Source organism: Kitasatospora sp. NPDC032150, assembly GCF_055579945.1.
Window position 1 is genome coordinate 149989 of the sequence record NZ_JBVIMH010000001.1, and the last position, 26116, is coordinate 176104.

18 protein-coding genes are annotated in these 26116 nt (G+C 70.1%); 11 read left to right on the top strand and 7 right to left on the bottom strand.

The window, feature by feature from the left end:
- Positions 1 to 48: 48 nt before the first annotated feature.
- A complete protein-coding gene (gene pulA, locus ACZ5ON_RS00670) occupies positions 49 to 5562 on the top strand; it encodes a pullulanase-type alpha-1,6-glucosidase (protein ID WP_465582869.1) in 5514 nt (1837 codons plus the stop codon).
- Between the two features lie 536 nt (positions 5563 to 6098).
- Entirely contained in the window at positions 6099 to 8429 is a 2331-nt protein-coding gene (locus ACZ5ON_RS00675; protein ID WP_465582872.1) for a M4 family metallopeptidase, read from the top strand.
- Between the two features lie 59 nt (positions 8430 to 8488).
- Here the strand turns inward: ACZ5ON_RS00675 and ACZ5ON_RS00680 are convergent, their stop codons facing one another.
- The gene (locus ACZ5ON_RS00680; protein WP_465582876.1) at positions 8489 to 9358 is read right to left on the bottom strand and encodes a hypothetical protein; all 870 of its coding nucleotides are present in this window, start codon (positions 9356 to 9358) and stop codon (positions 8489 to 8491) included.
- Between the two features lie 57 nt (positions 9359 to 9415).
- Entirely contained in the window at positions 9416 to 9925 is a 510-nt protein-coding gene (locus tag ACZ5ON_RS00685; RefSeq protein ID WP_465582879.1) for a SigE family RNA polymerase sigma factor, read from the bottom strand.
- 264 nt (positions 9926 to 10189) lie between these two features.
- Between ACZ5ON_RS00685 and ACZ5ON_RS00690 the strand changes: the two genes are divergently transcribed.
- On the top strand, positions 10190 to 11920 hold the full coding sequence (locus ACZ5ON_RS00690) for a carbohydrate-binding module family 20 domain-containing protein (protein WP_465582882.1): 1731 nt from the start codon (positions 10190 to 10192) through the stop codon (positions 11918 to 11920).
- A 126-nt stretch (positions 11921 to 12046) separates the two neighbouring features.
- Positions 12047 to 12268: a hypothetical protein gene (locus ACZ5ON_RS00695; RefSeq protein ID WP_465582885.1), complete on the top strand. Its 222-nt coding sequence runs from the start codon at positions 12047 to 12049 to the stop codon at positions 12266 to 12268.
- 53 nt (positions 12269 to 12321) lie between these two features.
- Here the strand turns inward: ACZ5ON_RS00695 and ACZ5ON_RS00700 are convergent, their stop codons facing one another.
- The gene (locus tag ACZ5ON_RS00700) at positions 12322 to 13074 is read right to left on the bottom strand and encodes an SDR family oxidoreductase (RefSeq protein WP_465582888.1); all 753 of its coding nucleotides are present in this window, start codon (positions 13072 to 13074) and stop codon (positions 12322 to 12324) included.
- Positions 13075 to 13770: 696 nt separating this feature from the next.
- Between ACZ5ON_RS00700 and ACZ5ON_RS00705 the strand changes: the two genes are divergently transcribed.
- The 4 genes from ACZ5ON_RS00705 to ACZ5ON_RS00720 all read left to right on the top strand — a co-directional run bounded on the left by ACZ5ON_RS00705 (position 13771) and on the right by ACZ5ON_RS00720 (position 19319).
- Complete coding sequence (locus ACZ5ON_RS00705; protein WP_465582892.1) at positions 13771 to 14808, top strand: alpha/beta hydrolase; 1038 nt, start codon at positions 13771 to 13773, stop codon at positions 14806 to 14808.
- 247 nt (positions 14809 to 15055) lie between these two features.
- Complete coding sequence (locus ACZ5ON_RS00710) at positions 15056 to 15799, top strand: hemerythrin domain-containing protein (RefSeq protein ID WP_465582897.1); 744 nt, start codon at positions 15056 to 15058, stop codon at positions 15797 to 15799.
- Between the two features lie 131 nt (positions 15800 to 15930).
- Entirely contained in the window at positions 15931 to 16893 is a 963-nt protein-coding gene (locus tag ACZ5ON_RS00715; protein ID WP_465582900.1) for a DUF1152 domain-containing protein, read from the top strand.
- Positions 16894 to 17072: 179 nt separating this feature from the next.
- Positions 17073 to 19319, top strand: coding sequence for a terpene synthase family protein (locus ACZ5ON_RS00720; protein ID WP_465582906.1), 2247 nt, complete (start codon positions 17073 to 17075; stop codon positions 19317 to 19319).
- A gap of 211 nt (positions 19320 to 19530) precedes the next feature.
- On the opposite strand, the gene ACZ5ON_RS00725 is transcribed toward ACZ5ON_RS00720, so the two are convergent.
- The gene (locus tag ACZ5ON_RS00725; protein WP_465582909.1) at positions 19531 to 19890 is read right to left on the bottom strand and encodes an ArsC/Spx/MgsR family protein; all 360 of its coding nucleotides are present in this window, start codon (positions 19888 to 19890) and stop codon (positions 19531 to 19533) included.
- 137 nt (positions 19891 to 20027) lie between these two features.
- On the opposite strand from ACZ5ON_RS00725, the gene ACZ5ON_RS00730 reads away from it, so the two are divergent.
- Entirely contained in the window at positions 20028 to 21245 is a 1218-nt protein-coding gene (locus tag ACZ5ON_RS00730; RefSeq protein WP_465582912.1) for a cytochrome P450, read from the top strand.
- On the opposite strand, the gene ACZ5ON_RS00735 is transcribed toward ACZ5ON_RS00730, so the two are convergent.
- The gene (locus ACZ5ON_RS00735) at positions 21246 to 21794 is read right to left on the bottom strand and encodes a hypothetical protein (RefSeq protein ID WP_465582915.1); all 549 of its coding nucleotides are present in this window, start codon (positions 21792 to 21794) and stop codon (positions 21246 to 21248) included.
- Positions 21795 to 22122: 328 nt separating this feature from the next.
- Here ACZ5ON_RS00735 and ACZ5ON_RS00740 point away from each other — a divergent pair, with 328 nt between their 5' ends.
- Entirely contained in the window at positions 22123 to 22308 is a 186-nt protein-coding gene (locus tag ACZ5ON_RS00740) for a DUF6011 domain-containing protein (RefSeq protein ID WP_465582920.1), read from the top strand.
- Positions 22309 to 23037: 729 nt separating this feature from the next.
- Here the strand turns inward: ACZ5ON_RS00740 and glnA are convergent.
- Positions 23038 to 24450 (bottom strand): type I glutamate--ammonia ligase, encoded by a 1413-nt coding sequence (glnA, locus tag ACZ5ON_RS00745; protein ID WP_465582925.1) that lies wholly within the window; start codon positions 24448 to 24450, stop codon positions 23038 to 23040.
- A 268-nt stretch (positions 24451 to 24718) separates the two neighbouring features.
- On the opposite strand from glnA, the gene ACZ5ON_RS00750 reads away from it, so the two are divergent.
- Complete coding sequence (locus tag ACZ5ON_RS00750) at positions 24719 to 25186, top strand: RDD family protein (RefSeq protein WP_344634168.1); 468 nt, start codon at positions 24719 to 24721, stop codon at positions 25184 to 25186.
- A 119-nt stretch (positions 25187 to 25305) separates the two neighbouring features.
- Here the strand turns inward: ACZ5ON_RS00750 and ACZ5ON_RS00755 are convergent, their stop codons facing one another.
- Positions 25306 to 26004, bottom strand: coding sequence for a DUF4191 domain-containing protein (locus ACZ5ON_RS00755; RefSeq protein ID WP_465582932.1), 699 nt, complete (start codon positions 26002 to 26004; stop codon positions 25306 to 25308).
- Positions 26005 to 26116: the final 112 nt, after the last annotated feature.

Sequence of the window (26116 nt, forward strand, 5' to 3'; positions counted from 1 at the left end):
GCGTCCACGCCACTCAATGACGACCAACTGCCTCAAGGGAGAGCCGCAGTGGCCGAAATACCGCTTCGCCGCCCACGGAGCACCATCCTCGCCCGCAGACCCGGTAGAGCCGCCGCGCTGCTGGCCGCCCCGCTACTGACCTCGCTGGTGGCCGCGACGCTGGGTTCGGCCGCCCCGGTGGCCGCCGCCGCCCGGCCGGCCCCGCCCTCCGACGCCGCCCTCGCCACCACGGCCAAGCGGCACGACCTGACCCGCGAGCAGTTCTACTTCGTGCTCCCGGACCGATTCGCCAACGGCGACCCCGGCAACGACACCGGCGGTGTCACGGGCTCGAGGATGGAGAACGGCCTCGATCCCACGGACAAGGGCTTCTTCCACGGCGGTGACCTCAAGGGGGTGATCGACAAGCTCGACTACATCCAGGGCCTGGGCACCACCGCCATCTGGCTGGCCCCGATCTTCAAGAACAAGCCGGTCCAGGGCACAGGAGACGCCGCCTCGGCGGGCTACCACGGCTACTGGATCACCGACTTCACCCAGGTCGACCCGCACTTCGGCACCAACGCCCAGCTGGCGGAGCTGATCCGCAAGGCGCACGCCAGGGGCATCAAGGTCTTCTTCGACGTCATCACCAACCACACCGCGGACGTCATCGACTACGCCGAGGGGAAGCACGACTACCGCTCCACCGGCGCCTATCCGACCCTGGACGCCGACGGCAACCCGGTCGACGAGACCGCCCTGGCCGACTCGGGCGCGCCCTGGCCGAAGCTCACCGCCTCCTCCTTCCCCTACACCCCGGTCTTCCGCAACGCGGCCGATGCCAAGGCCAAGTCCCCGGCCTGGCTGAACGATCCGTCGCTCTACCACAACCGGGGCGACTCGACCTTCGCCGGGGAGTCCGCCACCGAGGGCGACTTCAGCGGCCTGGACGACCTGGACACCCAGAACCCCAAGGTGGTCGAGGGGTTCAAGAAGATCTACGAGAACTGGGTCAGGCAGACCGGCGTGGACGGCTTCCGGATCGACACCGTGAAGCACGTCGACATGGCCTTCTGGCAGAACTGGGCGCCCGCGCTCAAGCAGTACGCCGCCCAGCAGGGCGACAAGAACTTCTTCATGTTCGGCGAGGTCTACTCCGGCGACCCCTCGGTCACCGCGCCGTACGTCACCAAGGGCAAGCTGCAGGCCGCCCTGGACTTCCCGTTCCAGCAGGCCGCGCGGAGCTACGTCTCGCAGAACGGCTCGGCCAAGGCGCTCTCCTCGGTGTACGGGCAGGACTACCGCTACACCACCGCCGACACCGACGCGTACGAGCTGCCGACCTTCCTCGGCAACCACGACATGGGCCGCTTCGGCTCCTTCCTGCGGAGCGACAACCCGGGCGCGGGCCAGGACGAGCTGCTCGCCAAGGACCGGCTCGCCAACCAGCTGATGTTCCTGACCCGCGGCCAGCCGGTCGTCTACTACGGCGACGAGCAGGGCATGACGGGCGCGGGCGGCGACAAGGACGCCCGGCAGGACATGTTCGCCTCCAAGGTCGCCTCGTACAACAGCGACATCGTGATCGGCGGCAGCAGCGGACCGGCCGACCGGTACGGCCGCGACGTGCCGCTCTACCAGGAGGTGTCCGCGCTGGCGCAGCTGCGGAAGGCCAACTCGGCGCTGGCCGACGGCGCGCAGGTCGAGCGGTACGCCGCCGACGGCCCGGGGGTGTACGCCTTCTCGCGGATCGACGCCGGGCAGCAGGTCGAGTACGTCGTCGCGGTCAACAACTCGACCGAGGCGAAGACCGTCACCCTGGACACCTTCTCCGCGGGGATGGACTTCGACCGGATCTACCCGACGGCCGGCGCCAGGACCACCAGCGGTGCGGACCGCCGGATCACCGTCACCGTGCCGCCGCTGTCCTCGACCGTCTACGAGGCGGCGGGCAGGCTGGCGAGGACGGCCGCGGCGCCCCAGCTCACCCTGCGGACGCCGGCCCAGGGCTCGACCGGCACGGTCACGGTCGGCGCCGAGGTGCCGGGCGGCGGCTTCAACCGGGTCTCCTTCGCCGCGCAGATCGGCAACGGCCCCTGGCAGGTGCTCGGCACCGCCGACAACGGCACGTACCAGGTCACCCAGGACCTCGGCACCGTCGCGCCGGGGACGGAGGTGCGGTACAAGGCAGTGGTGCAGACATCCAGCGGACAACTGCGCTCCGCCACCGGGAGCTTCACCACCGGCACCCCCGACCCCAAGCCGGTGCCGAGCGCGACCTCGCGCCCGTACGCGGTGGTGCACTACCAGCGCAAGGACGGGAACTACGACGGCTGGAACCTCTACGCCTGGGGCGACCTCGCCGACGGCGAGGCCACTGACTGGCCCGCCGGGCACGGCTTCACCGGCCGGGACGCCTACGGGGCCTTCGCCTACGTCAAGTTGAAGAGCGGTGCCTCGGACCTCGGCTTTATCGTCGAGAACAACGGCACCAAGGACGTCGAGGCCGACCGGCACATCGACCTCTCCAGCACCGGTGAGGTCTGGCTCAAGGAGGGCGACCCCACCGTCCGGACCAGCAACCCCGGGCCGGTGGACACCGTGCCCGCCGACACCGCAGTGATCCACTACCACCGGGCGGACGGCAACTACGACGGCTGGGGCCTGCACGACTGGACGGGCGCCGCCAAGCCCACCGACTGGGGCAGCCCGTTGCAGCCCGCCCGCCGGGACGCCTTCGGCGACGTCTTCGAGGTGCCGCTGGCGTCCGGGGCCACCAGCCTCAGCTACATCGTGCACAACGGCAACGACAAGGACCTGCCGGACGACCAGTCGTTGGACTTCGCCACCAGCGGCCGCGAGGTGTGGATCCTCGGCGGGCAGCAGGGCCATCTGCTGCCGCAGTCCACGGGCGACGCGGCGCAGTTGGACCTCGGCTCCGCCAAGGCCCAGTGGATCGACGCCAGGACCGTGGTGGTTCCGGCCGGCTTCGGCGCCGGCGACGGCCAGTTGGCCGGCGGGACCAGTGCCCAGCTGATCTACGACCCCGAGGGCGGCCTGCGGATCGACAAGGGCGTGCTCGACGAGCCGGGCCACTGGATCCGGCTCAACCCCGGCACGCTCACCGACGCCCAGAAGGCCAAGTACCCGCATCTGGCCGGGTGCCGGGCCTTCACGGTGGACGCCCGGGACGCGGGCCGGATCACCGCCGCGCTGCGCGCCCAGACGGCGTTCACCGAACACCTGCCGAACGGAGCGCTGTCGGCCGCCACCGGGGTGCAACTCCCGGGCGTGCTGGACGATCTGTACGGGGCGAAGGCCGCCAAGGCCGAGCTCGGACCGGTCTACCGGGACGGCAAGGTCACCCTCTCGGTCTGGGCGCCGACCGCGACCCAGGTCTCGGTCCAGCTCTTCGACCGGGCGAGTGGCGGTACGCCGAAGACCGTACCGCTGCGGCGGGACGAGGCGAGCGGGATCTGGTCGCTCAGCCGCAGTACCCGTGAACTGGACGGGAAGTACTACCTGTACCAGGTCGCGGTGTGGGCACCGAGCGTCCAGCAGCGGGTGACCAACACCGTCACCGACCCGTACTCGGTGGCGCTCTCCACCGACTCCAGGCGCAGCCTGGTCACCGATCTGGCGGCCGGGCGCAACAAGCCGAAGGGCTGGGACCAGCACCGCAACCCGGCCGGGATCCCGGCGGTCAAGCAGCAGATCCAGGAGCTGCAGGTCCGCGACTTCTCGGTGGCCGACACCACCGTGCCGGCGGCCGAGCGCGGCACCTACCTGGCCTTCACCGAGTCGCAGTCGGCCGGTATGAAGCACCTGCGCGAGCTGGCCAAGGCCGGCATCACCACCATCCACCTGCTGCCGACCTTCGACATCGCCACCATCCCGGAGAACCGCGCCGACCAGAAGCTGCCCGCCTGCGACCTCAAGTCGCTGCCGCCGGACAGCGAGAAGCAGCAGGAGTGCGTGGCGGCCGTGCAGGCCGGCGACGCCTACAACTGGGGCTACGACCCGCTGCACTACAACGTCCCCGAGGGCTCGTACGCCACCGATCCAGGTGGGACGGCGCGGACCGTGCAGTTCCGTCAGATGGTGCAGGCGATGCACCAGGCGGGCCTGCGGGTGGTGCTGGACGTGGTCTACAACCACACCGCGGCCGCCGGACAGGCCGACCACTCGGTGCTGGACAAGGTGGTGCCCGGCTACTACCAGCGGCTCGACGCCAACGGGAAGGTGACGGCGGACAGTTGCTGCGCCGACACCGCCCCCGAGCACGCCATGATGAACAAGCTGGTGGTCGACTCGGTGATGCTGTGGGCCAAGCAGTACCGGGTGGACGGCTTCCGGTTCGACCTGATGGGTCTGGACCCCAAGTCCACCATGCTGGACGTGCAGTCGGCACTGCGCTCGCTGACCAGGGCCAAGGACGGAGTGGAGGGGAAGGACGTCTTCCTCTACGGCGAGGGCTGGAACTTCGGGACCGTCGCCGACAACTCCCGCTTCGTGCAGGCCACTCAGCAGAACATGGCGGGAACCGGCATCGCCACGTTCAACGACCGGATCCGCGACGCCGGGCGCGGGGGCAACTTCATGCTCTCCTCCGCGCCCCAGCAGGGCTTCGCCTCCGGGCTGTTCACCGACCCGAACGGTTCGGCGGCGGGCGGCACCCCGGAGGAGCAGAAGGCCCGGCTGCTGCACCAGATGGACCAGATCAAGGTCGGCCTGACCGGGAACCTGGCCGGCTACTCCTTCACCGACAGTTCGGGAAAGCCCGTCACCGGCGCGGGAGTCGACTACAACGGTTCGCCGACCGGCTACGCCGCCAACCCGGGCGAGGCGGTCGAGTACCTGGACGCGCACGACAACACCGACCTGTTCGACGCGCTCGCCTACAAGCTGCCCGTCACCACCTCGCCCGCCGACCGGGCCAGGATGCAGGCGCTCGGCCTCTCGCTCACCGCGCTGGCCCAGGGCCCGGGCTTCGCGCAGGCCGGCAGCGACCTGCTGCGGTCCAAGTCGCTGGATTCCAACTCGTACGACTCCGGTGACTGGTTCAACTCGATCTCGTGGGACTGCAAGCAGGGCAACGGCTGGGGGCGCGGCCTGCCGATGGCCGCGGACAACAAGTCGATGTGGCCCGCCGCCAAGGCGCTGCTGGCCGATCCGAGGCTGACGGTCGGCTGCGCCGAGATGACGGCGAGCAGCGCGCTGTACCAGCAGTTCCTGCGGATCAGGCAGTCCTCGCCGCTGTTCGCGCTGGCGAGCGGGGCCCAGGTGCAGCGCAGGCTGTCCTTCCCGCTCTCCGGTACCGCGGGCGAGGCGCCCGGTGTGATCACCATGCACCTGGACGGGGCCGGGCTGAGCGGCGCGGAGAAGGGCATCACGGTGGTCTTCAACGCCACGCCGACCGACCAGAAGCAGACCGTCTCCGCGCTGGCCGGAACCGGGCAGCGGTTGCATCCCGTACAGGCGGCCGGAGTTGACCAGGTGGTCAAGCGGTCCGCCTTCGATCCGGCGACCGGTACCTTCACGGTGCCCGCCCGGACGGTCGCGGTCTTCGTGCAGAGCTGACCCCGTCCGGAGCCGGCGCACCGCCGGACCCAGAGGCCCCGCCGACCCGGCGGGGCCTCTGCCGCATCTGGCCGAAAACGAACCCTGTGCCGCCTCAAGGGGTGACAACGACAGGTTCGCCGGCGCTGCCGCGGCCCGCTGGCCGGGTCTACGCGCGCAGCTCGTGTTGTGGTCGGGCAATGTGCTGGCGTTATGACATTCATATGCAGAAATAGCGTTGGTCAAGCCTGAGTTGACACCGCCTCGGCTTTGTGGTGTCGGGGGTGGTTATTGGCCAATTGCTGGCATGCATCTGTCACCGGTGGCGCCTTTGCTGCCACGATTCCCCCGGCTGCAGATGAGGAGGGTCCCCCACCCCTCCGGGTGCGGCTGTTCCAGCGCAGGCACAGAGCCATCGGCTCCATCTCCTGAACCGCGCCCCTCACTGCAACGCACCCTGCCGCGAACCACGGTGGGGCCCCCACTGCGCCGCAACCCTGCGGCCAGGTTTCTCTCCACCGTTCGTGACCCCGCGACCGGTCGGATAAGGAGTCCGCATGTCCCGTTACAGGCACGCCCGGGTGAGCCTGGCCGCACTCGCGGCCACAACAGCCCTGCTGGTCACCGGAATTCCGGTGATCGCCCAGGCCTCGCCGAGTCCCTCGGCCGGTGGTGCCGTCCCGCAGGCGGCCACCAACCGGGCCCAGCTGATCGCCGACGCGAACCGGACCGTCGCAGCGACGGCGCAGTCGCTGGGTCTCGGCAGCCAGGAGAAGCTGGTGGTCAAGGACGCGATGCGGGACGCCGACGGCACCCGGCACACCCGCTACGAGCGCAGCTACGGCGGACTTCCGGTGCTCGGCGGTGACCTGGTCGTGCACCAGACGGCGACCGGGGTGACCAAGGGTGTGGACCGCGCCTCCACCGCCTCGCTTAACGGCCTGAGCACCAGCCCCAAGCTGGCCGCGCCCAAGGCGCAGGCCGCAGCCCTCGCGACGGAGGCCGGCTCGAAGGTCGAGACCGCGCCCCGCCTGGTGGTCTTCGCCGCCAAGGGCACCCCGAAGCTGGCCTGGGAGACGGTGGTCACCGGCAAGCAGAAGGACGGCACCCCGAGCCGGCTGCACGTGGTCACGGACGCCACGACCGGCGAGGTGCTCTCCAAGGTCGAGGGCATCGAGACCGGCACCGGCCAGGGCGTCTTCGTCGGCAACGTCAACATCGGCACCACGCTGTCGGGTTCGACGTACCAGATGAAGGACAACACCCGTGGTGGGATGTACACCACCGACATGAACAACGGCACCTCCGGCAACGGCACGCTGTTCACCAAGTCCACCGACGCCTGGGGCAACGGCCAGGTCGGCAACAGGGAGTCGGCCGCCGTCGACGCCCACTACGGTGTGGCCGCGACGTGGGACTTCTACAAGCACACCTTCGGCCGCAACGGCATCCGCAACGACGGCGTCGGCGCCTACAGCCGGGTGCACTACGACACCGGCTACGTCAACGCGTTCTGGGACGACAGCTGCTTCTGCATGACCTACGGCGACGGCACCGGCGACACCCACCCGCTGACCGAGATCGACGTGGCCGGCCACGAGATGAGCCACGGCGTCACCGCGGCCACCGCGAACCTCAACTACTCGGGCGAGTCCGGCGGTCTGAACGAGGCCACCTCGGACATCATGGGCACGATGGTGGAGTTCTACGCCAACCTGCCCTCGGACACCCCGGACTACCTGATCGGCGAGCTGATCAACATCAACGGCGACGGCACGCCGCTCCGCTACATGGACAAGCCCTCCAAGGACGGGCAGTCGGCCGACTCCTGGTACTCGGGCGTGGGCAACCTGGACGTGCACTACTCGTCCGGCATCGCCAACCACTTCTTCTACCTGCTGGCCGAGGGCAGTGGCGCCAAGGTGATCAACGGCGTCAGCTACAACTCCCCGACGGTGAACAACATCACCGTCACCGGCATCGGCCGGGACAAGGCGGCGGCGATCTGGTACCGGGCGCTGACCACCTACATGACCTCCACCACCGACTACGCGGCCGCCCGCACCGCCACTCTCAGCGCGGCCACCGACCTGTACGGCGCCGGCAGCACCGAGTACAACCAGGTCGCCACCGCCTGGGCCGGGGTCAACGTGGGCTCGCTGCCGAGCGGCGGAGTCGCCGTCACCAGCCCGGGCAACCAGAGCACCGCGCTGAACGCCTCGGTCAACCTGCAGGTCAAGGCCACCGGCGGCACCGGCGCGCTGACCTACTCGGCCACCGGCCTGCCGACCGGCCTGTCGATCAGCTCCAGCGGTCTGATCACCGGTACCGCGACGGCCGCGGGCACCTACAACGTGACCGTGACCGCCAAGGACTCCTCGGGCAAGAGCGGTTCGGCCAGCTTCAGCTGGACGGTCAGCAGCGGTGGTGGCGGCGGCTGCACCCCGGCCCAGCTGCTCGCCAACCCCGGCTTCGAGAGCGGCGGTTCGTCCTGGACCGCCTCCAGCGGCGTGGTCGACAACAGCTCGGGCGAGGCCGCCCACAGCGGCTCGTACAAGGCCTGGCTGGACGGCTACGGCTCCAGCCACACCGACAGCCTCTCGCAGACCGTGACCATCCCGGCGGGCTGCAAGGCCACCCTCAGCTTCTGGCTGCACATCGACACGGCGGAGTCCGGCTCGACCGCGTACGACAAGCTCGCCGTGCAGGTGAACGGCACCACGCTGAAGACCTACAGCAACGTGGACGCCGCCGCCGGCTACCAGCAGCGCACCTTCGACCTCTCGGCCTACGCGGGCCAGACGGTCACTCTGAAGTTCACCGGCACCGAGGACTCCTCGCTGCAGACGAGCTTCGTGATCGACGACACCTCGGTCCAGACCGGCTGACGCCGACACGGTGACCGGGTGAGGGCCCGGCGGCTTTGGCCGCCGGGCCTTTCGGTGTGTCAGGTGTGATCGGGTGTGGCGGTGGCCCGGACGCCCCGCACCAGAGCGGCGCCCGCGTCCTCGGTGGAGTGCGGGAGGTGCAGTTTCCAGTGCGGATCGCGGGCCAGCGCGGTGAGCTGGTCGAGAGTCAACGGCGGCTTCGCTCGCGGGGCCCCCTGGGGCTGCTCGTCGGGCATGGTCTCGATCCCGTTCATCATCTCGAGAAGGATGTAGCTGCCGTCCGGGCGGGTGAGCGCCACCATCTCGCTGTAGACGCCGTGCGGATCACCACCGGTGACCCAGGCCCTCCCGAAGGTGCCGTCGTCGTACCTGAGGGGCCTGCAGCTCACCGGGTCCGCCCCGGGCGGCCGATGGTCGTGCTCCGGGGTGTTGGTCGGGCATTCACCCGTCACCTGCCGCCCGTCGGGGGGAAGCAACTCGGCCCGGACCGTCACCGGTCCTCTGGTGTCGAACTCGTAGTCCACCTGGAAGACACCGCCGACCTTCGGCGGTTCGCCGAACGGGTGGTCGTCGTACTTCGCGTAGGTACCGGGCGGCAACAACTCGGTGAGCACCTTGAACAGCCCGGCGTCGGTGGCCGTGACAAGCGGGTCGGTGCTGCTCGGAGCGGGTGATGCGCTGACCCGGGCCGGGGCCGGGCCGGTGGCGGGACCGGAGCCGGTCGGGCCGGGGCCCGCTCGCAGGCCGAAGGCGGCACCGGTACCGGCCAGCGCGACGACCGCGACGGCAGCGGCGGCGGTCTGCAGTCGGCGGCGCCGGCGCAGCCCGCGGCCCCGGCGGTTCGCCTCGTCGAGGATGGCGGAGACAGGGGGGGACAGGCCGACCACGCTCTCTTCGAGCATGCGGCTCAGGTCGTGCTCAAGGTCCATGGCCGGGTTCCTTGGTGTCGGTAGTCGGGGGAAGGTCGGGCATAGGGAGAGACGGAGTCAGCCGCACAGGAACAGCTCGCGGTCGTTGCCGAGGATCTCCCGCAGCTTGGCGAGCGAACGGGTGTTGAGACTCTTCACCGCGCCGTTGGACATGCCGAGCATCTCGGCCACGGCCTCGATGCTGTGGTCCTCCAGGTAACGCAGGACGACCACGGCCCGGTTGCGCGGGGGCAGCTGGGCGAGCGCGGCGGTCAGCGTGACCCGTAGGTCGCTGCCGCCGTCCTGGGCGGCCCAGGACTCCGGCAGCTCGGCGGTGACCACCTCGGTGGAGCGTCGCAGCCGCTGCTGGGAGAGGTAGGTGCGCAGCAGCACCTTCCGGGCGTAGGCATCCAGTCCGGGCTCGTCCCGGCCGCGCCGGAGCCGGCCCCAGGCCGAGTACATCTTGGCCAGGGTGGTCTGCACCAGGTCCTGCGCCTGGTGCCAGTCACCGCACATCAGGTACGCGACCTGAAAGAGTCGGCGAGTCCTGGTGCTCGCGAACTCCTCGAAGCCGAGCGCCTTGTCCATCCGGTCCGTCCCCCGCACATCCGGTGCCGCTGTCCTGCGCCCTTGCCGGCGCCATCGGTACTAGATGCGTCGACGCGGCGATAGGTATCACGCCGTCCGCCGGGGATATCGAACTGTTGCGCGCGTGCGCCTTGACGCGCCGTTGACATGACCATAAGTTCGGCGCCACTGAAAGTTTCCTGCAAGTTTCAGAATGCTTGCAGCCATCACCCGGCCCACCCCGCCGGGCACCGCAGGTCCCCCACCCTGCCCCTTGGAGACAACGTGGTCACCACACCCCCCACCCGTGCGCGCGTCCGCGCGCTCGGTGCGCTGGGCGCCGCCTGTGGGCTGGCGCTCTCGCTCTGCACCGCCTTCACTTCCGCCCCCACCGCCCAGGCCGCCCCGCCGAGCGGCAAGGACGTCACGGCCACCCTGTTCGAGTGGCGCTTCGACTCGGTCGCCAAGGCGTGCACGGACACCCTCGGCCCGAAGGGATACGGCTTCGTCGAGGTCTCCCCGCCGCAGGAGCACATCCAGGGTCCGCAGTGGTGGACCTCGTACCAGCCGGTCAGCTACCAGATCGCCGGGCGGCTCGGCGACCGCGCCTCGTTCCAGGCCATGGTGAACACCTGCCACGCGGCGGGCGTCAAGGTGATCGCCGACTCGGTGATCAACCACATGACGGCGGGCTCCGGCACCGGCACCGGCGGCACGGTGTACACCAAGTACAACTACCCCGGCTACTACCAGGACCAGGACTTCCACACCTGCCGCCAGCCGATCACCAACTACAACGACCGCTCCAACGTGCAGAACTGCGAGCTTGTCAACCTCGCCGACCTGGACACCGGTAGCTCCTACGTCCAGCAGACCATCGCCCACTACCTGGACGACCTGGGCTCGCTGGGCGTGGACGGCTACCGGATCGACGCCGCCAAGCACATCGCCGCCACCGACCTCGCCGCCATCAAGGCCAAGATGGCCAACCCCAATGCCTACTGGGTGCAGGAGGTCATCTACGGTGCGGGCGAACCGATCCAGCCCTCCGAGTACCTCGGCACCGGGGACGTGGACGAGTTCCGCTCCGGCACCTGGCTGAAGAGCGCCTTCGACGGCGGCCGGATAGCCGACCTGGCCAACTGGGGCTCCGGACTGCTGCCGAGCGGCCAGGCCCGCACCTTCGTCGACAACTGGGACACCGAGCGCAACGGCTCCACCCTCAACTACCGGTACGGCAACAGCTACACGCTGGCCAACGTCTTCATGCTGGCCTACCCCTACGGCTCGCCCAACGTCTACTCCGGCTACTCCTTCTCCGGCAACGACGACGGCCCGCCCAACGGCGGAACCGTCAACGCCTGCTACCAGGACGGCTGGAACTGCACCCACGCCTGGCCGCAGATCGCCAACATGGTCGGCTTCCGCAACGCCGTCTCCGGCACCGCGCTGACCGGCTGGTGGTCCAACGGCAGCAACGCGATCGCCTTCGGCCGCGGCGACAAGGGCTATGTGGTGATCAACCACGAGAGCGGGCCGATCACCCAGACCTTCCACACCTCGCTGCCCGCCGGGACGTACTGCGACGTCGAGCACGGCGACCCGAGCGGCGGCTGCAACGGCCGGACGTACACGGTCGGCTCGGACGGGACCTTCTCGGCCACCGTCGGCGCGGGCGACTCGGTCGCGCTCTACGTCGGTGCCCCCGGCGCGCCCGCCCCGGCCGGCGGTGCCTCCTTCGCGGTGAACGCCACCACGGTGCCCGGCCAGAACATCTACGTGACCGGCGACAGCGCCGCCCTCGGCAACTGGGACACCGACAAGGCCCTGCCGCTCTCCTCGGCGGGCTACCCGGTCTGGACGCTCGACGTGCCGATGGCCGCCGGCACCTCCTTCCAGTACAAGTACATCCGCAAGGACGGGAGCGGCACGGTCACCTGGGAGGGCGGAGCCAACCGCACCGCGGTGGTGCCGTCCACCGGCCGGATCACGCTGAACGACACCTGGCGCAACTGACTGCCCGACCGCGCGGCGCGGCCACCGCCGGGGTGGTCACGGCCGCGGCGGCGAAGCCGCTCGAAGGAGTGCTCCTCGCGCGTCGAAGCGCGGGGGCGGTGCGGGGGCGCTGGCAGCATCGGCCGGGTGACCACGACGCCCACCGTTCTCGAGCTCCAGCTGTACGGCGGCCGCTGGGACGGACACCGGAAGCGGGTCCGCTCGGCGGCGCCGCCGCCCTTGCTCCGGATGCTCCTGCGCGCCGAACTCCCCGCCACCGAAGCCGGCGAGTACTGGCCCACCACCAGCGTCTACCGCCTGGACGACCGCGCCGGCACCCGCTGCTACCGCCACTCGCACGACGAGTAGCCCGGGCAGCCGGCCCGGTGCACGGCGGGGGAACCGCCCCCGGGGACGAGGACTCAGCCCCGTCCGATGTACGGCATGGTGGTGGCCAGCACGGTGGCGAACTGGACGTTGGCCTCCAGCGGGAGTTCAGCCATGTGGCGTACGGTGCGGGCGACGTCGGCCACGTCCATGGTCGGCTCGGGCGCGATCCGCCCGTCCGCCTGGCGCACCCCGGTACTCATCGCGGCGGTCATGTCGGTGGCCGCGTTCCCGATGTCGATCTGCCCGCAGGCGATCCGGTACGGACGGCCGTCCAGGGAGAGCGACTTGGTGAGGCCGGTGACGGCGTGCTTGGTCGCGGTGTAGGCGATGCTCCGCGGCCTGGGGGCGTGCGCGGAGACCGAACCGTTGTTGATGATCCGTCCGCCCTGCGGAGTCTGCCGCTTCATCAGACGGAACGCGGCCTGTGCACAGAGGAAGGTGCCGGTCAGGTTGAGGTCCACCACCGCCCGCCAGTCGGCGAGGGTGAGGTCCTCGAGCGGGACGGCGGTGCCGAAGGCCCCGGCGTTGTTGAAGAGCAGGTCGACCCGGCCGAACCGCCGCTCGGCGGCGGCGAACAGCGCGTCCACGGCCTCGGCGTGGGTGACGTCGGTCGGTGCCACCAGGACCTGATCGGCGGGGAGCCCGGTCAGTTCGGCCGTCTCGCGCAGCGGCTCGGGCCGGCGTCCGGCGAGGACCAGCCGCCAGCCGCCCGCGGCGAGTTCGAGCGCCACGGCGCGGCCCACGCCGCTGCCCGCTCCGGTGATCACGGCGATCTGCTCGGACACTGCGCGACTCCTCGGGGTGCGACGACCCCTCGATGATCGCCGATCGTCGCTGTGGAGTCACTGGTGCGAGCGTCCGAGTCCCGCGTCCGGAACCGGAGCCCCGGTGGGATGACCGGGGCCTGCCGCCCGGACTCCGACACGCCAGGTGCTACGCCGTCCGGCTGGACTTCGGCCACGGCTGCCGTCCCGTTCCCGCCCTGCATCGTTCCCGCCCCGCATCGCATCGCATCGCATCGCCCCGCACCGGTCGGCTGTGCCCGCGAGGTCCGCCTCCGCCGCGTGATGGTGGTCACGGGGTGTCGGCCACCCGCACGGCGGCGCCGCGACGACCACTTCCGCGTCCCGCAACGGTCGGTCGTAAACAGCCGTTACAGCTGGTCGAGCGGCCCATCACGGCACGTTGAGGAGCCCCCGCCGAACGGCGGGGCCCATGCCCCGGCGAACGTCCGGTAAACGAATGGTATGACCTGGCCAGGCAACCGCAGGCCGTCGTAGTCGCGTCATAGGATCACAGCACGGCGCGCCGCTCCACGGGGAGCAGGGGCGCCGTGCTGAGGTCGGGAGGAGTGTTTCCCCCGCAGCACCAGCCTCCGGTGACGCCGGAACACCGCTCGCGACCTCCTCAGCGGCCCCAACCCGGGGCCACCCGCCCGGATCCGCCCGGCCGGGCGTCATATCGGTCGGAGAGTTTTCACCGTGCAGCCGCAGCAGCCGCAGTCGCACTCGCAACCCACCCGCACCCGCGCCGTCCTCGCCGGTGTCACCGCGCTCGCACTGTCCGCCGCCCTGGCGGCCTGCGGCAGTGACAGCAAGCCGGCTGCCGACGCGAAGCCGGGCAACACCACGACCGCCAGTCCCGCCGCCGCGAGCAGCGTGCCGCCGAAGGACAGCAAGGTCATCATGCCGACAGGCCCGGCCGCCGACCTCAAGAAGTCCCGGGACACCAAGGCCGGCCCGATCCTCATGACCAAGCTGGCGGGCAAGAAGTCCGGGGTCACCGCGGAGGTCTGGGTCTGGCTGCCGCCGCAGTACAACGACCCGAAGTACGCCAAGTTCGGCTTCCCGGTGCTCACCCTCTACGCGGGCGGCCAGAGCAACGGCTACAACACCTGGACGGACAACCAGCTGCCGATCCAGGAGATCGACGCCGACCTCGTCAAGGAGCAGAAGGCGCACCCGTTCATCATGATCATGCCGGTGCAGAACCTGACCGGCGACGAGAAGCGGGCCTTCGACTGCAGCGACATCCCGGGCCAGCCGAAGATGGGCACCTGGATGTCCGAGGACATCCCGGACTTCGTCCGCGCCAACTTCCGCACCCTGAAGGGCCGCGACAGCTGGGGCCTGATGGGCGCCTCCACCGGCGCGTTCTGCAGCGCCAAGCTGGCGATGCAGCACCCCGACGTCTACAAGGCCGCCGTGCCGATCGACGGCTACTGGGACCCGGACTCGCTGCTCTGGAAGGGCCACGAGGAAGAGCGCCTCGCCAACAGCCCGGGCAAGCTGATCTCCACCAGCAAGGCCGACGTCCGGATGCTCGCCACCTCCGGCGGCGGCAACGCCTACGAGGTCAACCTGGTCAAGTCCTGGGTCGCCAAGGCGGCCGCCCCGACCACCGTCGAGTACTACCAGCAGCCCAAGGGCCAGCACCTCACCAAGGACTTCGCGAAGATGATCCCGATGACCCTGGAGTGGCTCACCAAGAACCTCGAGGGCCCCGCCAGCGACGAGTGACGGACGGCCGGCACGGCCTCCCGGTGACACCCGGGACGTCGGTGCTCGACTTCATCCGAGGGACCCGAACCGCGCGCCGGCCACTGTGTCGGCGCGCAGGCGTATCCGGCCTCTGACCTGCGCGTCAATCGGTCATTGATTCGACTCTGATGAGCTGTCATCACCCTGGAGAACCGAGGCCGGGGCGCAGCCGCCGAAGCAGCGCCACCGGACCGGCCCAGCCTCAGCGAGTCATGAAGAGAGCCCGATGCCCAGCCACCTGCTGCCCGTCGAGTACCCGACGATCCCCGCCCAGCCGGGCGGTGAGCACGACGCACAGCCCGCCCAGGCCGCCGTGGAGCCGATGCCCTTCGCCGGTCTGCGTCTGGTGCACGCCGCACTCCGCCGAGACCTGGCCCGGCTGCCCAACGCGCTGCGGCTGCTCCAGCCCGGCGACACCGCCGCCGCCGAGGCGCTGCAGCGGCACTGGGACTTCCTCACCGCCATGCTCACCTGTCACCACGAGCAGCAGGACAGCCGGCTCTGGCCGCTGCTGCGCCGCTTCGCACCCGAGCTGCGCCTGCTGCTCAACTGGCTGGAGTCCGACCACCACAACCTGGACCACTCCTTCACCCGGGTCACCACCCTGGTCCGGATAGCCACCCGCGACCCCGCCAGCAGCTGGCCCGTCGCCTACGCGGTGGAGGAGCTGGCCGCCCGGCTGGAGACCCACCTGCGGATCGAGGAGCGCCAGCTGCTGCCCCGGATGTCCGGCGTCTTCCCGAGCGGTTCGCGGATCGGCACCCTCCCCGAACTGCTCGACCTGCTGCGGCTCGCGGACGGTCCCGGCAGCGCCGACGCCCTGGTCTGGCTGCTGGAGGGAGTGGACCCCCGCCAGGTCGACCGCCTGCTCGCCGACTGCGACGACATGACGGCCCGCCAGTGGCCGCACTGGCGCGACACCTACGCCCGGGTCAGCAACCAGCTCTGGGGGCCCGTCGCCACTCCCTGAGGGACGGGAGCCCGGGGTGAGGAGAGCCGAGCGCGGCGGGCCGCCGCGCCAACCCCCGGGAACTGCCGCCCCGATGCGCTCCCTTCGCCGAGGAGCCCCCGGGGAGCGGACCGCCTTGGTACCGTCCCCGGATGTTCTCGCTCCTCGAGCCACCGCTCCTCGCCCGTCTGAAGACCGCCGAACGGATCCTGATCGCCGGAGCCGGCGGTGGTTTCGACGTGTACGCCGGCCTCCCGATCGCCCTCGCGCTGCGCGCGGCGGGCAAGGAGGTCCATCTCGCCAACCTCTCCTTCAGCCACCTCTACGGTCTGCCCGCCGGCGTCTGGCTGGCCCCCGAGCTCGCCGAGATCCGCCCGGACACCGCCGCCGCCGAACCGTACTTCCCGGAGCGGACCCTGGCCCGCTGGCTCAGCCTGCACGGTATGCCCGACACCGTCTGGGCCTTCGGCTCGGTCGGCGTCCAGCCGCTGCGGGCCGCCTACCGTACCCTGGCCGAGCACCTCGGCATCGACGCGATCCTGCTGGTGGACGGCGGCACCGACATCCTGATGCGCGGGGACGAGGCGGGGCTGGGGACGCCTGAGGAGGACATGGCCAGCCTGGCCGCGGTGGCCGGGATGTCCGGGATACCGCTGCGGTTGGTCGCCTGCCTGGGGTTCGGCATCGACTCCTACCACGGCGTCAACCACTCGCTGGTGCTGGAGAACCTGGCGGCCCTGGACCGGGCCGGCGGCTACCTGGGCGCCTTCTCGATCCCGCGCGACTCCCGGGAGGGCGCGCTGTACCTGGACGCGGTGGCCCATGCCCAGGCGGCCTTCCCCGAGTACCCGAGCATCGTCCACGGTTCGGTGGCGGCCGCGCTGCGCGGACAGTTCGGCGACGTTCGCTTCACCGAGCGAACCCGGTACAGCTCACTGTTCATCAACCCGCTGATGACCCTCTACTTCGGGGCCACGGTCGAGGCGCTCGCCGCCAACCACCTCTACCTGGACCGGCTCGAACAGACGTATCTGATGCGCCAGATCTCCTCGGCCATCGACGAGTTCCGGGACGAACTGCCCGCCCAGCGCCCGCCTCGGATGTTCCCGCACTGATCGGCGGTCGCGCCGTGGGGTGCGAACAGGTAGCCGAGCGCCCCGAGCGTGCGCCTCGTGCGCCGGGCGTGAATGCAAACGGATGCAACCACTTCCCCTGTTCAGCAGGTGTGCGGGACAGGCGACTTGGGCACGCTACGCGCCGATCATGACCGAGCGCGACGAGAGGCAAGGCGGCCGTGAGCCAACCCTTCGAACTGCCCGAGTTCTACCTGGCGCATCCGGCGAGGCTGAACCCTCACCTGGAGGAGGCCAGGGCCCACACCAAGCAGTGGGCCCGCGGGATGGGAATGCTGGAGGGTTCGGGCGTCTGGGACGAGCACGACCTCGACTCCCATGACTACGCGCTGCTCTGCGCCTACACCCACCCGGACTGCGACGGGCCCGAACTCTCGCTGGTGACCGACTGGTACGTGTGGGTCTTCTTCTTCGACGACCACTTCCTGAAGCTCTTCAAGCTCAACCAGGACCGCCCCGGCGGCAAGGCGTACCTGGACCGGCTGCCGGCCTTCATGCCGATGGACCTCTCCGCCAAGGCGCCCGAGCCGACCAACCCGGTCGAGGCGGGGCTCGCCGACCTGTGGGCCAGGACGGTCCCCTCGATGTCGATGGACTGGCGGCGCCGCTTCGCCCTGAGCACCGAGCACCTGCTCAACGAGTCGCTCTGGGAACTCTCCAACATCAACATCAACCGGATCCCCAACCCGGTCGAGTACATCGAGATGCGCCGCAAGGTCGGCGGCGCCCCCTGGTCGGCCGGGCTGGTGGAGCACGCGGTGGGCGCCGAGATCCCGGCCTCGGTCGCCGGGGCCCGGCCGCTGCGGGTGCTCAGGGACGCCTTCTCGGACGGCGTCCACCTGCGCAACGACCTGTTCTCGTACGAGCGGGAGACCCAGGAGGAGGGGGAGCTGAGCAACGGCGTGCTCGTGCTGGAGACCTTCTTCGGCTGCTCCACCCAGCAGGCGGCCGACGCGGTCAACGACCTGCTGACCTCGCGGATCCACCAGTTCGAGAACACCGCCCTCACCGAACTCCCGCCGCTCTTCGCCGAGAAGGGGCTCACTCCCGACGAGTGCGCGGCCGTCCTCGCGTACGTCAAGGGACTGCAGGACTGGCAGTCGGGCGGCCACGAGTGGCACATGCGCTCCAGCCGGTACATGAACGGTGCCGGCGCCGGCAGCGCGCCGAGCTCGACCTCCTTCCGGCCGCAGGGCCTCGGCACCTCGGCGGTGGACCCCAGGGCGCTCGCCGGGCTGATCGGCACGGGCCGTACGCGCAGCTTCACCCATCTCCCGCACCAGCGGGTCGGGCCCTCGCGGATCCCCGAGTTCACCATGCCGTTCAGCACCTCGCTCAGCCCGCACCTGGCGGGCGCCCGCCAGGAGAACCTCGAATGGGTGCGCCGGGTCCGCCTGCTGGACGCCGACCCGGGCATCCCCGGCTCCAACGTCTGGGACGAGCAGCGGCTGACCGACATCGACCTGCCGCTCTGCGCGGCCGGCATCGACCCGGACGCCACACCGGAGGAACTCGCGCTCTCCTCGGCCTGGCTGACCTGGGGCACCTACGCGGACGACTACTACCCGGCGGTCTACGGACGCACCCGGAACCTCGCCGGTGCCAAGCTCGCCAACGAACGGTTCTCGCTCTTCATGCCGATCGACGGCGAGAGCGTGCCCGAGCCCGTCACCGGCCTGGAACGCGGCCTGGCCGACCTCTGGCAGCGTACCGCCGCGCCGCTGGACACCGAGGCGCGCCGCGACTTCCGGGCCGCCGTCGAGGCCATGACGGACAGCTGGCTGTGGGAGCTCGCCAACCAGCTGCAGCACCGCATCCCCGACCCGGTCGACTACCTGGAGATGCGTCGGACCACCTTCGGCTCCGAACTCACCAGCCTGCTCAGCCGGATCTCGCACGGTCGCCGCATCCCGGCGGAGATCTACCGCAGCGGCCCGGTGCGGTCCCTGGAGAACGCGGCCATGGACTACGCCGCGCTGATGAACGACGTCTTCTCGTACCAGAAGGAGATCGAGTTCGAGGGCGAGGTCCACAACGGAGTGCTGGTGGTGCAGAACTTCTTCGACTGCGACTACCCGACCGCGCTGCGCATCGTCAACGACCTGATGACCTCCCGGATCACCCAGTTCCAGCACGTGGCCGAACACGAACTGCCCGTCCTGTACGACGACTTCGACGTCGACCAGCAGACCCGCCGGGCCGTCGACGACTACGTGCAGGACTTCCGGTACTGGCTGGCCGGGATCAAGATCTGGCACGAGGACTGCGTCCGCTACCGGGAGCAGGACATCCTGCGGCATGGCGCCCGGTCCGGCCGGCACCTCGGAGCTGCCCGGCGGTTCGCCGGACCGACCGGCCTCGGAACCTCGGCCGCGCGGGTGCAGGCGGTCACCGCCGCGCGCCGTTGAGGATCTTCACCGCTGTCCGGACCGACCGCGGAGTACCGCGATGCGGTACGACCCGGGGAGTGCGGCGGCCGGGTTCCCGCCCGGCCGCCCGCCTGGTGATCCGCTCCTGGCACCAGGGCGAGGGGGAGCGCACGATCGACCGCCGGCCCTGACCACGCCCCTGGGCGCGGGTGCACTCCGTCAGGACCCGACGGCTCCGCGGGTGCGCCCGCTAGCCCGGGATGACCGACCGCAGCGCTTCCTGCGTCCGCGCCACCACCGCGTGCCCGTCGTCCGCGGTGATGATCGGCCGCTGGATCAGGATCGGGTTCGCGGCCAGCGCCTCGATCCACCGGGCCCGGTCGGCTTCGGTCCGGCCCCACTCCTTGAGCCCCAGCTCCTTGCCGACCGCCTCGTCCACCCGGGCGATGTCCCACGGTTCCAGCGCCAGCCGCTCCAGGACCCGCTCGATCTCGGCGGCGTCCGGCGGGTCCTCCAGGTAGCGGCGGACGGTGTACTCGGCCCCGGCGGCGTCCAGTTCGCTGATCGCCGTACGGCACTTCCCGCAGCGCGGGTTGATCCAGATTTCCACGCCGCAAGACTAGGCGATCGGCACCCCGCGGGGCGCTCCGCCCGCCCGCACCCGCCCCCGAAAGGCCCACCGCCCGGGAACTCATCACTCCCACCGTCCAGTTGACCCACCAGTACCCCAGTCGAGAGGGACGTTTCATGGACGGCGCGGCGATCATGGAGCAGCTGATGTCACCGGCGGGCCGGGCCGACCCGTACCCGCTGTACGAGCTCGCCCGCGGCCTCGGGGCGGTCGTCCCCAGCGGCGGGGGACTGGCGATGGCCGTCGGGTACCGCGAGGTGCACCAGGCGCTCCGCGACCCGGACCTCGGGGTGGTGGACGCCGAACAGCGGGAGCGCTGGGAGGAGAGCTACGCCGAGCACCCGTCCCAGCTCCTGCTCAGCCGCTCGATCCTGGAGACCAACGCCCCGCACCACCACCGGATGCGCTCGCTGATCGCCTCGGTCTTCACGGCCCGCCGGACCGCCGCACTGGCGGAGCCAGTCACGGCCGCCGTGCACCGACTGCTCGACGAGATGGCCGATCAGGGCGCCGACGGCTCGCCGGTCGACTTCATGGACGCCTTCGCCTACCGGCTCCCGGTCGGCGTGATCTGCGAACTGCTCGGGGTGCCGGAGGCCGACCGCGCCCGGTTCCGCCCGCTCGCCGCCGACCTCGCGGCCGTGCTGGAACCGATCGTCGACGAGTCGGAACTGGCCGCCGCCGACGAGGCGGCCGAGGAACTCACCCAGTACTTCGCCCGCCTCGCCGCCCGGCGCCGGGCGGACCCGCAGCAGGACCTGGTCAGCGCCCTGGTCGAGGTCGCCGCCGCGGAGCCGTCCCGGCTCCGTGGCCACGAGCTGCTGGCCAACCTGGTCCTGCTGCTCGGCGCGGGCTTCGAAACCACCACCAACCTGCTCGGCAACGGTCTCGCCCGGCTCTTCGAACACCCCGGGATGCCGGCCGCCGTCCGCGCGGGCACCGTCACACCGTCCGGACTCACCGACGAGGTGCTGCGCCACGATTCGCCCGTCCAGCTCACCGTCCGGGTCGCGACCACCGACGGCGTGCGGGTGGGCGACGAGGAGATCCCCGGGGGCGGCGGCGTGTTCCTGCTGATCGGCGCCGCCAACCGCGACCCGCTCCGCTACCCGGACCCCGCCCGCTTCGACCCCACCCGCCAGGACAGCCAGCCGCTGAGCTTCGGCGGCGGCCCGCACTTCTGCCTCGGCGCCGGCCTGGCCCGGCTGGAGTCCGCCATCGCCCTCCCCGCCCTGCTCAACCGCTTCCCCGCACTCGCCCCGGCCCCCGGCGCCACCCGCCGCGACCGCCTCGTCCTGCGCGGCTTCCACACCCTTCCGGTGACCCTCCGCTAGCTAGGCGCCGTAGCCGTCGTCGGGAAGTCTTCGGTCCGGCTCCGGACAGGGGGCGTGGGACGGGCCCCAGATACCGGCCTTGTGCAGCACCCAGTCGTCGAGCGGCGGCGAGTCGTAGTCCTCCCGGTCGGTGAGGACGAAGTCCACGTGTACGTCGTCGCCCGTTTCGATCTCCAGGGTCCGCTGGTCGGTGAGGCGCTCGTACTCGACAACCTTCCAGCGGCAACCGGCCTGTGTGAGCGCTGCGGTCATCGCCGATTCGGTGATACGGGAGTCGACGGCGCGGAACTCGCCTCGCCTTGGGCCGGGCAGTTCGAAATCGTCGTGCCAGGTCGGGAAGACCATGGAGCTCAGCAGCCGGCATCGGCAGACGACCAGTTGCACACTTCCGAAGCAGAAGCCGTGCGGCCAGCGGCGCCGCTCGTCCAGTCGCCCGCTGTTCGTCGGCTCCCCGTAGGCCGCGATTACGTCGGCGAGGCGGGCACCGTGGTGGAGCGGTCCGAAGGTTCCGGTTGCCGCCATCCGGGCCAGTTCCGCTGCGAGGTCCATGCCGAAGATCATTCCATTTGTGGGTGGTTGGTTGTTGACAAGTCCGCTCCTACCTGCATGGTGAGCTGCCGTAAGACCGCGCATGACTCGGCGTTCTGCTCTCCTGAGTTCTTCGCCTCGGAGCTGTTCCGGGCCCGTGAGAGCGCGGGGCTCACCCAGGACGACCTTGCCAAGCTGATTCCCTGCCACTCGTGCCGATCGTGCTGGCAGTAACTCGCCTCAGACATGAGGCACTTCGGATTTCCCGAGCCGCGCCCCGCTATGCCGTCCGTCTCCTGCCCGCCCGCATCGCCCCACGGCGAGCGGGATTTCCGCCAGACTGGGCGGCGTGTCCGACCCCGCCCTGATCCCAGCGCCGCCGGCCAGGCTTCCCGCCCGCATCCGCTGCCGCCGCTGCAACCGCCTGCTTCACGACCCGGAGTCCCGGATGCTCCGCCTGGGTCGCGAGTGCCGCATCCCTGACACACCGGTCCAGGTGGCCCCGGGCGAACAGGACCCGCTGCCGGGGCTCTGAGCGAGGTGGCTGTCCGCAGCGTGATGGGCTTCGGGTCGGCAGACGGAGAGGCCCTGCCTGAACCAGCAGGCAGGACCTCGTTGCCACCGCTACCTTTTGCGCTGCCGCGGAGGCTTGGGGATCCATGGCGTCAGGCCGACCCCGTACGCCGTCCAGTTCCGAACGTTCGACTGCCGGACGTCGGACTGCGATCGCGGTGCCTCTTATCAGGTCACGTGGATCATGCCTCCGACCAGCGGAACTGGCGGCCCGGAGGAAGACCGTTTCACAACCAGTGCACACGCAGCGGCGATGACGATGAGATGCGATGAGAAGGGCTGAGCGGAGACCATGAGATCGAGTCGAGGTCCACCGTGTGGAGCTACGCGGTGCTACTTCGTCTGGGCCTGTCCCACACGCATTGCCGTCGTCAAACCCGACGGCACCACTGGCACGGTGGGTTGCGACAGACGGAAGACTCTGCGCCCGGAGGAGACTGGATACCTGGGAAAGCACCCATCGCTGTAGGCGTCAAACTCGTGCTCGCCTTCCGGCGGGCTCGGTCCCGGGCGCGCAGCCCGGGGCTGTGGTTCCCGTCACCGCCGCCGGCCTCCGTGCACTCTCATTTCACATCGCGAGCCCCAGGGCCTTCGACACGAGTCGGCCGCACGGCGTTTCCGCAGGTCAGCGAGGTGCCGACCTGCGGAAACGACAAGAGATCGAACTGCGTTTCCGCAGGTCAGATGGCCTTTACAGGTCGTAGTACAGCTCGAACTCGTGCGGGTGCGGACGCAGCGCGATCGGGGCGATCTCGTTGGTGCGCTTGAAGTCGATCCAGGTTTCGATCAGGTCGGGGGTGAAGACGCCGCCCGCGAGCAGGTACTCGTGGTCGTCCTCCAGGGCTTCGAGGACGGCGGCGAGCGAGGCGGGGACCTGGGGGACCGAGGCGTGCTCCTCGGGGGCGAGCTCGTAGAGGTCCTTGTCGACCGGCTCCAGCGGCTCGATCTTGTTCTTGATGCCGTCCAGGCCGGCCATCAGCATGGCGGAGAAGGCCAGGTAGGGGTTGGAGGAGGGGTCGGGAGCGCGGAACTCGATGCGCTTGGCCTTGGCGTTGGAGCCGGTGATCGGGATGCGGATCGCGGCCGAGCGGTTGCGCTGCGAGTACACCAGGTTGACCGGCGCCTCGAAGCCGGGCACCAGGCGGTGGTAGGAGTTCACCGTGGGGTTGGTGAAGGCCAGCAGCGACGGTGCGTGCTTCAGCAGACCGCCGATGTAGTAGCGGGCGGTGTCGGAGAGGCCGGCGTAGCCCTGCTCGTCGTAGAAGAGCGGGGAGTTGTCCAGCCAGAGCGATTGGTGGACGTGCATGCCGGAGCCGTTGTCCCCGAAGATCGGCTTGGGCATGAAGGTGGCGGTCTTGCCGTTCCGCCACGCGACGTTCTTGACGATGTACTTGAACAGCATCAGGTCGTCGGCGGCGTGCAGCAGGGTGTTGAACTTGTAGTTGATCTCGGCCTGGCCGGCGGTGCCCACCTCGTGGTGCTGGCGCTCGACCTGGATGCCGGACGCGGCCAGCTCCAGCGAGATCTCCGCGCGCAGGTCGGCGAAGTGGTCGACCGGAGGGATGGGGAAGTAACCGCCCTTGTAGCGGACCTTGTAGCCGCGGACGTCGCCCTCGACCGAGCCGGTGTTCCAGGCGCCCGCTTCGGAGTCGATGTGGTAGAAGGACTCGTTCGCGCTGGTCTCGAACCGCACCGAGTCGAAGACGTAAAACTCCGCCTCCGGCCCGAAGAAGGCGGTGTCCGCGATGCCGGAGGAGGCGAGGTACGCCTCTGCCTTCTTGGCGACGTTGCGCGGGTCGCGGCTGTAGGCCTCACCCGTGATCGGGTCCTGGATGAAAAAGTTGATGTTGAGGTGCTTGTCGGTGCGGAACGGGTCCAGGCGGGCCGTGCTGAGGTCCGGCGCCAGTGCCATGTCCGACTCGTGAATGGCCTGGAAGCCGCGGATCGACGAGCCGTCGAACATCAGCGTCTCGTCCGGGTCGAAGGTGGAGGCGGGGACCGAGAAGTGCTGCATGACACCCGGCAGGTCGCAGAACCGGACGTCGATGAACTTGATGTCGTTGTCCGTGATGTACTGCTTCACTTCGGCGGCGTTGTTGAACATCCATCCTCCTCAGCGTGCGATTTGGTGGCTCACCATAGGGAGGGGCCGTTTCCGACCGGTGACCCCACCGTTTCCTGAATGTTAACCACCCGCGCGTCGCAGGCGGCAAAGTCGTACGGTTCCGGGCAAAACGCTTCTCCGCTCCAGGTCGCGTGCGGCAGGTGGTCTGGACCACTCGGCCGGATCGGTGGTGTGCGGTTCACCCACACGGGTTGCCAATGGGGGAGGGGGCCGAAGATCGGCCGTACTGCCCGGATAGTGTGGATTCGTGGACACCAGAGAAGCGTTGGGATCGTGGATCGACGGCCCGAAGGCCGCCGCCGAGAAGATGGGCGCCGACTTCGGGTACCGCGGTGAGCGGCTCGGCCGGCCCAAGGAGGGCCCCGGATCGATCGCGGGCCCGGGCCGCCGGATCGGCGCGCTGTTCGTCGACGGCTGGCTCTGCAGCCTGGTCGCCTACGGGCTGATCGCCCGCGGTGACCAGACGGTGGCCAATCTGTGGACCACTCCGCTGTTCTACCTCGTCAGCGTGCTGCTGCTGGCCACCGCCGGGACGACGGTCGGCAAGCGGCTGTTCGGCCTGCGGGTGGTCCGGCTCGACGGCAGTCGCGCGACCGTCCCCCAGGTCCTGCTGCGCACCCTGCTGCTCTGCCTGGTGGTGCCGGCGGTGGTCTGGGACCGCGACACCCGGGGACTGCACGACAAGGCGGTCGGCACGGTGGAGGTCCGGATTTGACCTTCCGGGGAGGCCGTCCTCCGGGGAGGCCACCCTTAGGTGAAACCCCTTCGGGAAGTCGAACGGCCCCGCCGCGAGGAGTTCGCGGCGGGGCCGTGGTGTGTCCGGGGGAGCGGTGGTCAGCGGACCTGGCCGCCCTTGGGCATCCGGGCGCCCTTCGGCATCGGGCCCTTGGGGATCGGCGCCTTGGAGAGCAGGTCGCCCAGCGCGCGCAGGCGGTCGTTGGTCTCGGTGACCTTCGCCGGGGTGATCGCGTTCGGCATCCGCATCAGGTGGATCTGCAGCTTCTTGAGCGGGATCTCGCCGTCGCCGTCGCCGACCATGATGTCGTGCACCGGGATGTCGCCGACGACCTTGGCCATCTTCCGCTTCTCGGCGGCCAGCAGCGGGCGGACCCGGTTCGGGTTGCCCTCACCGATCAGCGCGATACCGGGCCGGCCCACCGCGCGGTAGACCGCGTCCTGGTTGCGGGTGACGGCGACCGGGGTCGGGTTGGTGCTCCAGCCGCGCCGGATGTTGTTCAGCACCGCCGCCACCGCGCCCGGCTGGCCCTCCATCTGCCCGAACGCCGCCCGCTCGGCGCGCCGCCCGAAGACGATCGCCATCGCCAGGAAGGCCACGATGAAGCCGAGGATGCCCAGGTAGATGGGGTGGTCGATCGCAAAGCCGATGGCGAGGAACACGCCGAAGGTGATCAGGCCGACGCCTGCGATGATCAGGCCGATCTTGGTGTCGACCTTCTTGGTCATTTGGTACGCCAGGCGGATCTGCTTGAGCCGCCCGGGGTTCCCGGATGTTTCCGTCGCCATAACGCTCATGGTACGTGGCGGGGCCCGGGGATATCCAAGGGGCGCCCCCCACCCGCATCAGCGCATTCCGGCGCGACCCGGATATTCCGCAGCACCTGCGGGCATTCGGCGGCACACGACG